General features: G+C 71.9%; 12 protein-coding genes and 1 riboswitch. Of the genes, 8 read left to right on the top strand and 4 right to left on the bottom strand.

Translation table 11 applies throughout. The annotated features are described in order from the left end of the window. Window positions 1-4: 4 nt before the first annotated feature. Window positions 5-1,225, bottom strand: a complete 1,221-nt coding sequence (locus ACFY0D_RS36740) for an NAD(P)/FAD-dependent oxidoreductase (RefSeq protein WP_390802244.1) — start codon at window positions 1,223-1,225, stop codon at window positions 5-7. A gap of 81 nt (window positions 1,226-1,306) precedes the next feature. Continuing rightward, window positions 1,307-1,418: riboswitch (TPP riboswitch) on the top strand. Between ACFY0D_RS36740 and thiO the strand changes: the two genes are divergently transcribed. The 6 genes from thiO (at window position 1,416) to ACFY0D_RS36710 (ending at window position 8,262) form a co-directional block, all read left to right on the top strand. Then, window positions 1,416-2,594, top strand: coding sequence for a glycine oxidase ThiO (thiO, locus tag ACFY0D_RS36735; protein WP_390802243.1), 1,179 nt, complete (start codon window positions 1,416-1,418; stop codon window positions 2,592-2,594). Its footprint overlaps the riboswitch before it by 3 nt. Then, on the top strand, window positions 2,591-2,791 hold the full coding sequence (gene thiS, locus ACFY0D_RS36730; RefSeq protein ID WP_390802242.1) for a sulfur carrier protein ThiS: 201 nt from the start codon (window positions 2,591-2,593) through the stop codon (window positions 2,789-2,791). The genes thiO and thiS overlap by 4 nt, the downstream gene beginning before the upstream one ends. Window positions 2,792-2,796: 5 nt before the next feature. Next, window positions 2,797-3,591, top strand: a complete 795-nt coding sequence (locus ACFY0D_RS36725) for a thiazole synthase (protein ID WP_390802241.1) — start codon at window positions 2,797-2,799, stop codon at window positions 3,589-3,591. Between the two features lie 1,271 nt (window positions 3,592-4,862). Next, window positions 4,863-6,779 (top strand): Stk1 family PASTA domain-containing Ser/Thr kinase, encoded by a 1,917-nt coding sequence (gene pknB, locus ACFY0D_RS36720; protein ID WP_390802240.1) that lies wholly within the window; start codon window positions 4,863-4,865, stop codon window positions 6,777-6,779. Window positions 6,780-6,788: 9 nt separating this feature from the next. Continuing rightward, entirely contained in the window at window positions 6,789-7,646 is an 858-nt protein-coding gene (locus ACFY0D_RS36715) for a deoxyribonuclease IV (RefSeq protein ID WP_390802239.1), read from the top strand. 91 nt (window positions 7,647-7,737) lie between these two features. Further along, window positions 7,738-8,262: a DUF4396 domain-containing protein gene (locus tag ACFY0D_RS36710; RefSeq protein WP_390802238.1), complete on the top strand. Its 525-nt coding sequence runs from the start codon at window positions 7,738-7,740 to the stop codon at window positions 8,260-8,262. A 13-nt stretch (window positions 8,263-8,275) separates the two neighbouring features. Here the strand turns inward: ACFY0D_RS36710 and ACFY0D_RS36705 are convergent, their stop codons facing one another. Then, window positions 8,276-8,908: a sulfite oxidase-like oxidoreductase gene (locus ACFY0D_RS36705; RefSeq protein WP_390802237.1), complete on the bottom strand. Its 633-nt coding sequence runs from the start codon at window positions 8,906-8,908 to the stop codon at window positions 8,276-8,278. Between the two features lie 173 nt (window positions 8,909-9,081). Between ACFY0D_RS36705 and bfr the strand changes: the two genes are divergently transcribed. Then, complete coding sequence (gene bfr, locus ACFY0D_RS36700; protein WP_301371661.1) at window positions 9,082-9,558, top strand: bacterioferritin; 477 nt, start codon at window positions 9,082-9,084, stop codon at window positions 9,556-9,558. 6 nt (window positions 9,559-9,564) lie between these two features. Here the strand turns inward: bfr and ACFY0D_RS36695 are convergent, their stop codons facing one another. Next, on the bottom strand, window positions 9,565-9,822 hold the full coding sequence (locus ACFY0D_RS36695) for a bacterioferritin-associated ferredoxin (protein ID WP_037864914.1): 258 nt from the start codon (window positions 9,820-9,822) through the stop codon (window positions 9,565-9,567). 182 nt (window positions 9,823-10,004) lie between these two features. Further along, entirely contained in the window at window positions 10,005-11,360 is a 1,356-nt protein-coding gene (locus ACFY0D_RS36690) for a class II 3-deoxy-7-phosphoheptulonate synthase (protein WP_390802236.1), read from the bottom strand. A gap of 339 nt (window positions 11,361-11,699) precedes the next feature. On the opposite strand from ACFY0D_RS36690, the gene ACFY0D_RS36685 reads away from it, so the two are divergent. Then, window positions 11,700-13,601: an anthranilate synthase family protein gene (locus ACFY0D_RS36685; RefSeq protein ID WP_390802235.1), complete on the top strand. Its 1,902-nt coding sequence runs from the start codon at window positions 11,700-11,702 to the stop codon at window positions 13,599-13,601. Window positions 13,602-13,743: the final 142 nt, after the last annotated feature.

Raw genomic sequence — 13,743 nt, 5'->3', positions numbered from 1 at the left:
GCCGTCAGGCCGTGGCCGACTTCAGCGGGGTTCCGGGGTCGGAGACCTTGGCGGGGTCGACCGGCACCCCCGTCTCGATGAGCTTGCGGCCCTGCGCCAGGTCGCGGGGGCGTCCCACGGCCAGGACGGCGACGAGTGCGCCGCCGCGCAGCCAGCACACCGACCAGGCGGGACCGGCCGGGTCCCCGCGCAGGAGCAGGGTGTCGGCCCCGCCGTGGTGTCCGGCGTACTGCACGAAGCGCCCGAACTGCTCCGACCAGAAGTACGGCACCGGGTCGTAGATCTGGGCCGGCTCCCCGGCCAGGATGTTCGCCGCGACCGTCCGCGGCCCCTGGAGCGCGTTGTCCCAGTGGTGCACGAGCAGCCGCGTCCCGTACCGCCCGGACGGGAAGGAGGCGCAGTCGCCGACCGCGTACACCCCGGGCAGCGAGGTCCGCAGGTACGCGTCCGCGGTGACCGAGCCGTCGGGGCCGCGCTCCACGCCGGTCCCGTCCAGCCATGCGGTGGCGGGGCGCGCGCCGATGCCCACCACCACCGCGCCGGCGGGCAGGGTCCGCCCGTCCGCCAGCAGGACCCGCCCCTCCTCGATCCCGGCGACCTTCGCCCCGGTGATCAGCTCCGCGCCCGCCTCCCGGTACCAGCGCGCCATCGGCTCGGTGACCTCGGCGGGCAGCGCCCCCGCCAGCACCCGGTCCGCCGCCTCGACCACGGTGACCTCGCAGCCCGCCTCCCGGGCGGCGGTGGCGAACTCGGCGCCGATCCAGCCCGCGCCGACGACCACGGCCCGGGGCGACGCGGCCAGCACCGGGCGCAGCCGGGCCGCGTCGTCCAGGGTGCGCAGCAGGTGGACGCCCGGGACGCCCTCGGTCCCGGGGAGGGTCAGCGGCTGCGCGCCGGTCGCCAGTACGAGGGTCCCGTACGGGACCGGTCCGGCCTCGGTGTCCAGCTCGTGGACGGCGGCACGCAGTCCGGTGACCTCGGTGCCGAGCCTGAGGTCGATGTCGAGGCCTTCGAAGTCCACGTCGAAGGCGGAGTCCTCGGCCTTGCCGAGGAGTACCGCCTTGGACAGCGGGGGCCGGTCGTAGGGCTGGTGGGGTTCGGCTCCCAGCAGGGTCACGCGGCCGGTGTAGCCCTGTTCGCGCAGGGCCACCGCGGTCTGCACCCCGGCCATTCCGGCGCCGACGATCACGACGCCGTGCTGATTCTGTTCCGTCTGCTCGCTCACGCCGCCACCCTAATCATCTGACGCTCCGTCAGGAATAGGTGCCGCCTTACCCGCCATCCACCGCCGGGTTAGTCTGGCCACCGTACCTATCGCGGGAGTCCGGCGCACCGGGCTGAGAGGGAGGCTGGCCGGCCTCCGACCGTACGAACCTGATCCGGGTCATGCCGGCGAAGGGAGGGGCTGGACGCCCATGCACTCATCCCGAACATCTCGGAAGGGATCCGACGTCCTCGTCATCGGGGGCGGAATCATCGGCCTGGTCACCGCCTGGCGGGCCGCCGCGCGCGGACTGAGCACCGTACTCGCCGACCCCGCACCCGGCGGCGGCGCCGCCCAGGTCGCGGCCGGCATGCTCGCCCCCGTCACCGAACTGCACTACGGCGAGGAAACCCTGCTGGGCCTCGGCCTCGCCTCCGCCGCCCGCTATCCGCAGTTCGCCGCCGAGCTCGCCGAAGCCAGCGGCGGCCTGGACATCGGCTACCGCGCCTGCGGCACCCTCGCCGTCGCCCTCGACTCCGACGACCGCCTCCACCTGCGCGAACTGCACGCCCTGCAACGCCGCTGCGGCCTGGAGTCCGAGTGGCTCACCGGCCGCGAGTGCCGCCGCCTGGAGCCCATGCTCGCCCCGGGCGTACGCGGCGGCCTGCGCGTCGACGGCGACCACCAGGTCGATCCCCGCCGGCTCGCGGCCGCCCTGCTGGCCGCCTGCGAACGCGCCGGCGTGACCATCCACCGGACCGGCGCGGAGCGGCTGCTCACCACCACCGACCGGGCGACCGGAGCTCTCCTCGACGACGGCACGGAGCTGCTCGCCGACCAGGTGGTCCTCGCCGCGGGCTCGTTCACCGGCCGGCTGGCGGGCGTACCGCCGGAGGTCGCGGCCCCCGTACGGCCGGTCAAGGGGCAGGTCCTGCGGCTCACCGTGCCGGCGGCGTACGCGCCGTTCCTGTCGCGGACCGTACGGGCCGTCGTACGCGGCAGCCACGTCTACCTGGTGCCGCGCGAGAACGGCGAACTCGTCGTCGGCGCCACCAGCGAGGAACTCGGCTGGGACACCACCGTCACCGCGGGCGGGGTCTACGAACTCCTGCGCGACGCCCACGAACTGGTCCCCGGCATCACCGAACTCCCGCTCACCGAGACCCGGGCGGGGCTGCGCCCCGGATCCCCCGACAACGCCCCGCTGCTCGGCCCGACCGACCTGCCGGGCCTGCACCTGGCCACCGGGCACTACCGCAACGGGGTGCTGCTGACCCCGCTCACCGGCGAGATCCTCGCCGAGCTGCTGGCCACCGGCGAACTGCCGGAGATCGCGCGCCCCTTCACCCCCCGCCGGTTCTCCGCCGCACGTCAGGAGTCGTACGCATGACCATCTCCGTCAACGGCGAGCCGCGCGAGGTCGCGGCCGGCGCCACCCTCGACACGGTGGTCGCCACCCTGACCACCGCCCCCTCCGGGGTCGCCGCCGCACTCAACGAGACCGTGGTCCCGCGCGGGCAGTGGCCGGCCACCATCGTGGGCGACGGCGACCGGGTCGAGATCCTGACCGCGGTACAGGGGGGCTGAGCGGCATGGCGGACGACCTCTTCACCCTCGGCGGGCGGACCTTCACCTCCCGCCTGATCATGGGCACGGGCGGGGCCCCGAGCCTGGACGTCCTGGAACGCGCCCTCGTCGCGTCCGGCACCGAACTCACCACGGTCGCGATGCGGCGGCTGGACCCCACCGTCCAGGGCTCCGTCCTGTCCGTGCTGACCAAGCTCGGCATCTCGGTCCTCCCCAACACGGCGGGCTGCTTCACGGCGGGCGAGGCCGTCCTCACGGCCCGGCTGGCCCGTGAGGCGCTCGGCACGGACTGGATCAAGCTGGAGGTGGTCGCGGACGAACGGACCCTCCTGCCGGACGGCGTCGAACTGCTGGACGCCGCCGAGATCCTGGTGGACGAGGGCTTCACGGTCCTCCCGTACACCAATGACGACCCGGTGCTCGCACGGAAGCTGGAGGACGTGGGCTGCGCGGCGATCATGCCGCTCGGGTCCCCCATCGGGTCCGGCATGGGCATCCGCAACCCGCACAACTTCGAGCTGATCACGGAGCGCGCATCGGTCCCGGTCATCCTGGACGCGGGCGCGGGCACGGCGTCGGACGCGGCCCTGGCGATGGAACTGGGCTGCGCGGCGGTGATGCTGGCCTCGGCGGTGACCCGCGCGCAGGAGCCGGTCCTCATGGCGTCGGCCATGCGCGACGCCGTCTCGGCGGGCCGCCTCGCCTTCCGCGCGGGCCGCATCCCCCAACGCCGCTTCGCCGAAGCCTCCTCCCCCACGGAAGGCCGCGCCAGCCTGGACCCGGAGCGGCCGGCGTTCTGAGGCGGGGCGGGCGGTGGCTTCGGGGGGCGGGAGCCGGATGGGCGGAGCCGGATGGTGTCGGGGTGGCTTCGGGGCGTGCGGGAGCCGCTTGATCGGAATCAGGGAGGCGTATGGGGGTTTCCCGTCAGTCTCATCGTCTCTCCGGTTCGGGCCGGTCCCTCAAGGGCGCTCCTTCGTCGCGTCGCTTCGCGATGGCCTTCGGCCACCCTTGACCGACCGTCCCGCCCCGGACATACGAAGACTGCCGGGAAACCCCCAAAGGAACGGGCCGGGCGTTCAAGGATCAGGACGGGGCGATCAGAGATCCGCGACCTGGTCGGGCGTAGGGGCTTGCTCCCGAGGCGGGGCCCATTCGGACCGATCGCCGGGTCGGGGGAAGCGCATCCAATCGCTACGCGCTCCTCATCTCCCAGCGTCCGACGGCCGTCTGGGGCTGGACATAGGCCGCCCCAGATCGCTACGCGCTTCTCCACGACCGCGACCGACGGCCGGCAGGGGTTGATGAGAGCCGCTGAGAGGGGCAGACGGCCGGCAGATCGGCTATTCCGTCGTAGAACCGGGTCAACGCGAGCAGCACCCCATAAGTCCATGAACAAACAGGTGCAATTGGGGTGAATGGTTGGCCTTTCTGGCCGTCCATGTGCGCTGACCCGCATCCACGACGACATAGCCGCTGTCCCGGCCTTCTTCACCCCAGCCGGCCGTCAGACGCCTCCCGGGAGGATCGCCTGCGGGTCGTGGGCGGCCTATGTCCAGCCCAGGACGAGATGGAGACGCTGAGAGATGGGGAGCGCGTAGCGATTGGACGCGCCTCCCCCGACACGGGCCCTGCTCTGTGATGGGCCCCGCCTCTCGACCGTGGCTCTTCGCGCCCGACCGGGCAGCACATCTCTGGCCGCCCCGCCCCTGAAAAGGAACTCCCGGCCCGTTCCTTTGGGGGCTTCCCGGCAGTCTTTCGTTTCTCCGGGGCGGGACGGTCGGTCAAGGGTGGCCGAAGGCCATCACGCAGTGACGCGACGAAGGAGCGCCCTTGAGGGACCGGCCCGACACGGAGGGACGATGGGACTGACGGGAAACCCCCATACCCATCCCTGATTCCGGGCAAGAGGATCCCGACCCCCGAAACCCCCGCCCCACCTCCCCGACCCCGCCCCGGCCGCTCCCGTCTTGCGAAGCCCCCGCCCCGCCCCCGCCCCGCCCCCGCGTCACAGCTGCGCTGCAAGGCGACCCGCCCAGGACGGTCGCCGCGTGGTGGCTCGTAGAATCGGCGGGTGGATACGACCCTGGATGACCCCCTCGTCGGGCGCGTGCTCGACGGCCGCTACCGCATCGACGCCCGCATCGCGGCCGGCGGCATGGCCACGGTCTACCGGGCCCTCGACACCCGCCTCGACCGTGTGCTCGCCCTGAAGGTGATGCACCCGGCCCTCGCCGCCGACGCCGCCTTCGTCGACCGGTTCATCCGCGAGGCGAAGTCCGTCGCCCGGCTCGCGCACCCGAACGTGGTCGCCGTCTTCGACCAGGGCACGGACGGGCCGTACGTGTACCTGGCCATGGAGTACGTCTCCGGCTGCACGCTGCGCGACGTGCTCCGCGAGCGCGGCGCGCTCCAGCCCCGGGCCGCCCTCGACATCCTCGAACCGGTCCTCGCCGCCCTCGGCGCCGCCCACCGGGCCGGCTTCGTCCACCGCGACATGAAGCCCGAGAACGTGCTGATCGGGGACGACGGCCGGGTGAAGGTCGCGGACTTCGGGCTGGTCCGGTCGGTCGACTCGGTGACCAACACCACCGGCTCCGTCCTCGGCACCGTCTCCTACCTGGCCCCCGAGCAGATCGAGAACGGCATCGCCGACACCCGCGTGGACGTCTACGCCTGCGGTGTCGTCCTCTACGAGATGCTCACCGGCTCCAAGCCCCACCTCGGCGGCACCGCCGCGCAGGTGCTCTACCAGCACCTGCACGAGGACGTCCCGCCCCCGTCCGCCGTGGTCCCGGGGCTCGCCGTCGGGCTCGACGAGCTGGTCGCGCAGGCCGCCGCCCGCAATCCCGACCTGCGTCCCTACGACGCGGCCGCGCTGCTCGGCCTCACCCGCGAGGCCCGCGCGCTGCTCAGCGACGCCGAGCTGGACGCCGTGCCCCCGCAGGCGCGCGCCGAGGAGCGCTCGTCCGCCGAGGACCGTACGGGTGTGATCCCGCGTCCGGTGTCCGCGCAGCAGCCCGTGCAGCACACCTCCCGCCTGGAGATGCCGTCGGCGCCGCCCGCTCCGCCCGCGCACCGGCCGGCGGCCTCCGCGCGGCGGCCCCGTCGCGGGGTGCTGCTCGTGATCGCGGGCGTGCTGCTCGCGCTGGGGCTCGGGGTCGGCGTCTGGTACATCAACTCCGGGCAGTTCACCAAGGTCCCCAACCTGCTCGGCAAGACCGAGGCGCAGGCCCGCTCCCAGCTGTCCGCGGCCGGGCTCGGGGTGAAGGGGGTGGACCGGAAGTTCAGCGACGCCTTCGACCGCGGGACGGTGATGAACACCGATCCCCCGGGCGGCCGGCGGATCCGCGGCAACGGGGCGGTGACCATCACGATCTCCCGCGGCCCCGAGGTCGTGGCCGTGCCCAACCTGAAGGGCCGGCCCCTGGAGGAGGCGACCGCCGAGCTGACGCAGTCCGGGCTGGCGCCGGGCATGGTGACGCAGGCCTTCAGCCAGGACATCGCCCAGGGTTCGGTGATCAGCACCAATCCGGCCGGCGGCGAGAAGCGGGCGCCCGACACGGCGGTCTCGCTGGTCGTCAGCAAGGGCCGCCCGGTGCCGGTCCCGAGCGTGACCGGGATCCCCGCCGACCAGGCGAAGGCGACCCTGGAGGCCGTGGGCCTCAAGGTCACGACGGCTCCCGAGCAGGTCAACGCCCCCTTCGCGGCCGGTACGGTCGCCAACCAGTCGGTCGGCGCCGGCACCCAGGCCGCGGCCGGGGACACGGTCACGCTGACCGTGTCCAAGGGCCCCCGGCAGATCCCGGTCCCGAACGTGACCGGTCAGGACGTGGACGCGGCCCGCAAGGCGCTGGAGGCCGCCGGCTTCAAGGTGAAGGTGGACCGGCCGCTGATCTCCTTCAGCAACACGGTCGACACCCAGTCGGTGCCGGCCGGGCAGAACGCCCCCGAGGGCAGCACGATCACCATCAAGACCAAGGGGCTGTAAGCCGTAGTGATGCGCAATCCAGTGGGCGGGCACGTCCCCGTCGCCGGGGGGCTGGCCTCGGTCGGTCTGACCTACGCCAGGGAGATGGGGGCGGAGGCCGTCCAGGTCTTCGTCGCCAATCCGCGCGGCTGGGCCACCCCGGTCGGCAATCCGGCGCAGGACGAACGGTTCCGGGCGCAGTGCGCGGCCGAGTCCATCCCCGCGTACGTGCACGCCCCGTATCTGATCAACTTCGGCTCGCACACCGAGGCGACCGTGGAGAAGTCGGTGGAGTCGCTGCGCCATTCGCTGCGCCGCGGCCGCGAGATCGGCGCGCTCGGAGTGGTCGTGCACACCGGGTCGGCGACCGGTGGCCGCCCGCGGGAGGCGGCGTACGCGCAGGTCAGGGAGCACATGCTGCCGCTGCTGGACGAGCTGACGCATGACGACGACCCGTTCCTGCTGCTGGAGTCCACGGCCGGGCAGGGCTCCTCGCTGTGCTCGCGCACCTGGGACTTCGGGCCGTACTTCGAGGCGCTCGACCACCACCCGAAGCTGGGGATCTGCCTGGACACCTGCCACATCTTCGCGGCCGGTCACGATCTGGCGGAGCCGGGCGGGACGAAGGTGATGCTGGACCTGCTGGTGGACACGGTGGGCGAGGGCCGGCTGAAGCTGGTCCACGCGAACGATTCCAAGGAGGGCGTCGGCGCCCACAAGGACCGGCACGCCAACATCGGCCAGGGGCACATCGGCCGGGACGCCTTCGCGGAGCTGTTCACGCACCCCGCGATGGACGGCGTGCCGCTGATCACCGAGACGCCCGGCGGCAAGGAAGGGCACGCGGCGGACGTCGCGCTGCTGAAGGAGCTGCGCGGCCCGCAGTGATCCATCGTTCCCTTGAGGAATACCCCTAGGGGGTATACGGTTCCGTCCTGTCGACGGGACCGCTGCCCGGCGTTCCCACGAGGGGGTTGTCATGGAGCACATGCACGAGGGGCACGAAGGGCACCACGGGTCCGCGCACGAGCACCCCGCACCGGCGCCCGCGCACGGCGCCGGCGGCCCGGTCAGCTGGGGCACGGCCGCCCGGGCCACCCTCCACTGCCTCACCGGATGCGCCATCGGCGAGGTGCTCGGCATGATCATCGGTACCGCGCTGGGCTGGGGGAACGTCCCGACGATGATCCTGGCGATCGTCCTCGCGTTCTTCTTCGGCTACGCGCTCACCCTGCGCGGGGTCCTCGCCGCCGGCGTCGACCCGCGTACGGCCATCCGGGTGGCGCTGGCCGCGGACACCCTTTCCATCGCCGTCATGGAGCTGATCGACAACGGGGTCATCGCCCTGTGGCCCGGCGCGATGGACGCGCACCTGTCGGAGCCGCTGTTCTGGATCGTCCTGGCGATCGCACTGGCGGCCGCCTTCGTGATCACGACCCCGGTCAACAAGTGGATGATCGGCCGCGGCAAGGGTCACGCGGTCGTGCACCGGTACCACCACTGAGCGCGGGGCGCCCCTACAGTTCGGGGCCCTCCCCGGGCTCCTCCTGGTACGAGTAGCGCTGCTCGCGCCACGGGTCGCCGACGTTGTGGTAGCCGCGCTCCTCCCAGAAGCCGCGGCGGTCGGCGGTCATGTACTCGATGCCGCGGACCCACTTGGGGCCCTTCCAGGCGTACAGGTGCGGGACCACCAGGCGTACCGGGAAACCGTGCTCGGCGGTGAGCAGTTCACCGCCCTCGTGGGTGGCGAAGACGGTCCGGTCGGAGGCGAAGTCGGCCAGCCGCAGGTTGGAGCTGAAGCCGTACTCTGCCCACACCATCACATGCGTGACCTGGGGGGCGGGGGGAGCCAGGGCGAGGACCTCACGGGCGAGCACACCGCCCCATTCGGCGCCCTGCATGCTGAACTTCGTGACGCAGTGCAGATCGGCCACGACGGAGTCGAACGGCAGAGCCGTGAACTCCTCGTGGTTCCAGCAGTGCTTGTCCCCGTCGGCCGTCGCGCCGAAGACGCGGAACTCCCAGCGGTCCGGCTTGAACTTGGGTACGGGCCCGTAGTGGGTGACCGGCCAGCCCCTCTGCAGCCGCTGCCCCGGTGGAAGCTCCAGCTGCTCTGCTCCCGGAGATTCCCGGCTTTCCGGCTGACCCATGACTCCATGGTGACAGACTGGGCAGGGTGGTCATGACCAGGTCTTGGCCGATTCGGGCAAGTCGCGGTAACTCCCACTAAGGAGGCACTTACTGGACGGTCCCCGGCGGCGGTGCAAGGATGCGCGCAACTGCCCCGTCACATAGCTGACATTGCCTGGAAGGAGCCTCTGCGATGCAGGGCGACCCCGAGGTCCTTGAGTTTCTGAACGAGCAGCTGACCGGCGAGCTGACGGCCATCAACCAGTACTGGCTGCACTACCGCATCCAGGACAACAAGGGCTGGACCAAGCTCGCCAAGTACACGCGTGAAGAGTCCATCGACGAGATGAAGCACGCGGACAAGATCACCGAGCGCATCCTGATGCTCGACGGTCTGCCGAACTACCAGCGTCTCTTCCACGTGCGCGTCGGACAGACGGTCACGGAGATGTTCCAGGCGGACCGCCAGGTGGAGGTCGAGGCGATCGACCGCCTCAAGCGGGGTATCGAGGTCATGCGCGGCAAGGGGGACGTCACCTCCGCGCGGCTCTTCGAGGACATCCTCGAAGACGAGGAGCACCACATCGACTACCTGGACACCCAGCTGGAGCTCATCGAGACCCTCGGCGAGGCGCACTACCTCGCCCAGCAGATCGAGCAGCCGAGCTAACCGGCTCTAGGCCGCTTCCGCCAGCTCCGCCGAACGGGCCGTACCCGGCTCCGCGGCGAGCACGGCCGCCGTCTGACCCTTCTCCAGCAGCTCCCGGCGGGGACACGCCCCACGGCCGAGGATGCCCTGGATGGTGCGCACGCACGATCCGCAGTCGGTGCCGGCCTTGGTGGCCGAGGCGATCTGACGCGGGGTGCAGGCCCCGGCAGCCGCGTGCTCCTTGACCTGCTTGTCGGTGACACCGAAGCAAGAGCAGACGTACACGCGGTTCACCTCCCAGGGCGGAATGGTTCAGCGGTTCAGCGGTTCGACGAGCCATCCCCATTTCGGTGAGGCTTACCTAACCGTACCCAAAGTTAGGGTCGCCTAAAAGCCCTGGATACGACAGTGGGGCGCGGATCACATCGATCCGCGCCCCACTGTCGTACGAAGGTACTGACTGATCTCTACTGGTCGCGGTACATCTCGGCGACGAGGAACGCCAGGTCAAGGGACTGGCTGCGGTTGAGCCTCGGGTCGCAGGCCGTCTCGTAGCGCTGGTGCAGGTCGTCGACGAAGATCTCGTCGCCGCCGCCCACGCACTCGGTGACATCGTCACCGGTGAGCTCGACGTGGATGCCGCCCGGGTGGGTGCCGAGTGCCTTGTGGACCTCGAAGAAGCCCTTGACCTCGTCGAGCACGTCGTCGAAACGGCGCGTCTTGTGGCCGGAGGCCGCCTCGAAGGTGTTGCCGTGCATCGGGTCGGTGACCCAGGCGACGGTCGCGCCGGAGGCGGTGACCTTCTCGACGAGCTCGGGGAGCTTGTCGCGGACCTTGTCGGCGCCCATGCGGACGACGAAGGTCAGCCGGCCCGGCTCGCGCTCGGGGTCCAGACGGTCGATGTACGTCAGGGCATCGTCCACCGTGGTGGTGGGGCCGAGCTTGATGCCGATCGGGTTGGCGATCTGCGAGCAGAACTCGATGTGCGCGTGGTCCAGCTGGCGGGTGCGCTCACCGACCCAGACCATGTGGCCGGAGGTGTCGTACAGCTTGCCGGTACGCGAGTCGGTGCGGGTCAGCGCGCCCTCGTAGTCGAGCAGCAGCGCCTCGTGGGAGGCGTAGAACTCGACGGCCTTGAACTCGGCCGGGTCGGTGCCGCACGCCTTCATGAAGTTCAGCGCGTTGTCGATCTCGCGCGCGAGCTGCTCGTACCGCTGACCGGACGGGCTGGACTTCACGAAGTCCTGGTTCCAGGCGTGCACCTGGCGCAGGTCGGCGTAGCCACCGGTGGTGAAGGCGCGCACCAGGTTGAGCGTCGAGGCGGACGCGTTGTACATGCGCTTCAGCCGCTCGGGGTCCGGGATCCGGGCCTCTTCGGTGAAGGCGAAGCCGTTGACGGAGTCGCCGCGGTAGGTCGGCAGGGTGACGCCGTCGCGGGTCTCGGTGTCCTTGGAGCGCGGCTTGGAGTACTGGCCCGCGATGCGGCCGACCTTGACGACGGGCACGGAGGCGGCGTACGTCAGGACGGCGCTCATCTGGAGCAGCGTCTTCAGCTTGGCGCGGATGTGGTCGGCGGAGACACCGTCGAAGGCCTCGGCACAGTCGCCGCCCTGGAGCAGGAACGCCTCGCCCTTGGCGACGGCTCCCAGACGGGCACGCAGCTGGTCGCACTCACCCGCGAAAACGAGGGGAGGATACGACTCGAGGTCCGCGACGACAGCGCGCAGAGCCTCGGCATCGGGGTACGAAGGCTGCTGCGCCGCGGGAAGGTCTCGCCAGGTCGCCTTGGCGGCGAGGGCTTGGTTTTCAGCGTTCACGGTCACCTCGTACACATTACGGCGTCACACGCCGCGTTCAGCCCCCCGCCCACAACGTGAGACGAACCAGCTCAAAGGTCACGGGCGCCCGGCGGAACGGAATCCATGGTTCAGCTCACGCCATGAGACAGATCCTGCCCCGCGGGGGCGGTCTGGGCTAAGGTGCCCACCATGTACGCGCACTCGAACCAGAACTGGTGGTGGCCCGCTCCCGGCGGCCCACTTCTCGCGCGTACCTGAAGACACGCACGACGCGAAGGCCGCCCCGAGGGGCGGCCTTCCGCGTTTTCGACCACGTGGTCGGATCCAGGGGCCGCTCCTCCCACCGGAAGGACGCTCCGCCCCATGAACCCCAGCCGACCCGACCGACTGAGCCGACTGCTCGACCCCGCCTGCCCGCCGTTCGCCCTGCTGCGCCGGCGGACTCCCGGCCGCGACCACGACACCGTCGAGGTGCTGATCGGGCAGGTGGGCGAAGTCGAACACCTCGCCGACCTGCCCGTCGGCGAGCTGCCCGCCCTCGCCCTCGTCCCCTTCCGGCAGATCCGGGAGCGCGGCTTCGACGTACGCGACGACGGCACGCCGCTGAGCGTGCTGGTCGCCGAGGAGGCGTACGAGATCCCGCTCGCCGAGGCGCTGGCCGCGCTGCCGCGGCACCCGGTGCGGGTCGACGGCGGCGGCTTCGACGTCCCCGACGAGGAGTACGCGGCCACCGTCCGGCGGGTCATCGAGGACGAGATCGGCCGCGGCGAGGGCGCGAACTTCGTCATCCGGCGCACCTACGAGGGCCGCATCGACGGATTCGGCCGGGCCGACGCGCTCGCGCTGTTCCGGCGGCTGCTGGAGGGCGAGCGGGGCGCGTACTGGACGTACGTCGTCCACACCGGGGAGCGGACCCTCGTCGGCGCCAGCCCGGAGGTGCACGTGCGGATGTCCGGAGGGACGGTCGTGATGAACCCGATCAGCGGCACCTACCGCTATCCGGCCGGGGGGCCGACGGCCGACTCCCTCCTCGCCTTCCTCGGCGACCGCAAGGAGACCGAGGAACTGTCGATGGTGGTCGACGAGGAGCTGAAGATGATGTGCACGGTCGGCGACATGGGCGGGGTCGTCGTCGGACCGCGGCTGAAGGAGATGTCCCACCTCGCGCACACCGAGTACGAGCTGCGCGGCCGGTCCTCGCTGGACGTGCGGGAGGTGCTGCGCGAAACCATGTTCGCGGCGACCGTCACCGGATCCCCCGTGCAGAACGCCTGCCGCGTCATCGAGCGGTACGAGGCCGGCGGGCGCGGCTACTACGCGGGCGCGCTGGCCCTGCTGGTCCAGGACCCGGCGGGGGCGCAGACCCTCGACTCCCCCATCCTGATCCGCACCGCCGACATCGCGGCGGACGGCACGCTGCGGGTGCCGGTGGGCGCCACGCTGGTGCGGCACTCGGATCCGGCGGGCGAGGTGGCGGAGACCCATGCGAAGGCGGCGGGGGTGCTGGCGGCGCTCGGGGTGCGGCCGGCCGCGCCGCGCCCGGCCTTCGAGGGGGCCCGGCTGGCGGACGACCCGCGGGTGCGGGCGGCCCTGGCGGCGCGCCGTCAGGACCTGGCGCCGTTCTGGCTGCGAATGCAGGAGCGGCCCCCGGCCCCGGCCGGACACGCGCTGGTGGTGGACGGCGAGGACACCTTCACGGCGATGCTGGCACACGTGCTGAGGGTGGCCGGGCTGGAGGTGAGCGTACGCCGCTACGACGATCCGGGGCTGCGGGCGGCGGCCCTGGCCTGGGAGGGCCCGATCGTGCTGGGCCCCGGCCCGGGCAATCCGGCGGAGGCAGCGGACCCCAGGATGCGGATGCTGCGCGCGCTGGCGGCCGACCTGCTGGCCGGGCACCGCCACGGCCTGGTCGGGGTCTGCCTGGGCCACGAGCTGTTGGCGGCCGAGCTGGGCCTCCCGCTGATCCGCAAGGCGGAACCGGCGCAGGGGGCGCAGACCCGGATCGATCTGTTCGGGGCCGGGGAGGTGGTCGGCTTCTACAACACGTACACCGCGCACTGCGACGACGCCCTGGCCGCGCGGCTCGCCGCCGACGGGGTGGAGGTGGCCCGTGATCCGGCGACGGGCGAGGTCCACGCCCTTCGCTCCGCGGCCGGCGTCGCGGGGGTCCAGTTCCATCCGGAGTCGGTCCTCACCCTGCGCGGCGCGGACCTGCTGCGCGAGCTCCTGACGGGGGTCACGACCGGGGTCCGGGCCGCTTCCTAGGGGTGTCCTGTCGATCAGGGCGGATCAGGGAGCGGTGGTCGGTGCCGTGGGGTCTCCCCAGGCCCGCCAGGGCCGAGGGGAAGGATCGCGAGGCGGACGAGGGAGGCGACGCGGAGCGTCGCCGGCCGAGGACAACGCGGCG

Origin of the sequence: Streptomyces sp. NPDC001502 (assembly GCF_042894785.1) — a bacterium.
In the GTDB taxonomy this organism is placed as follows: Bacteria; Actinomycetota; Actinomycetes; order Streptomycetales; family Streptomycetaceae; genus Streptomyces; species Streptomyces kutzneri.
This window is presented reverse-complemented; position numbering and strand designations above follow the sequence as displayed.

What these genes read in the sequence shown, in the direction of transcription:
- ACFY0D_RS36725 (WP_390802241.1), top strand. Translation starts at nt 2,797, where the DNA reads ATGGCGGACGACCTCTTCACCCTCGGCGGGCGGACCTTCACCTCCCGC.
- ACFY0D_RS36715 (WP_390802239.1), top strand. Translation starts at nt 6,789, where the DNA reads ATGCGCAATCCAGTGGGCGGGCACGTCCCCGTCGCCGGGGGGCTGGCC.
- ACFY0D_RS36705 (WP_390802237.1), bottom strand. Translation starts at nt 8,908, where the DNA reads ATGGGTCAGCCGGAAAGCCGGGAATCTCCGGGAGCAGAGCAGCTGGAG.
- ACFY0D_RS36685 (WP_390802235.1), top strand. Translation starts at nt 11,700, where the DNA reads ATGAACCCCAGCCGACCCGACCGACTGAGCCGACTGCTCGACCCCGCC.
- thiS (WP_390802242.1), top strand. Translation starts at nt 2,591, where the DNA reads ATGACCATCTCCGTCAACGGCGAGCCGCGCGAGGTCGCGGCCGGCGCC.
- ACFY0D_RS36710 (WP_390802238.1), top strand. Translation starts at nt 7,738, where the DNA reads ATGGAGCACATGCACGAGGGGCACGAAGGGCACCACGGGTCCGCGCAC.
- thiO (WP_390802243.1), top strand. Translation starts at nt 1,416, where the DNA reads ATGCACTCATCCCGAACATCTCGGAAGGGATCCGACGTCCTCGTCATC.
- bfr (WP_301371661.1), top strand. Translation starts at nt 9,082, where the DNA reads ATGCAGGGCGACCCCGAGGTCCTTGAGTTTCTGAACGAGCAGCTGACC.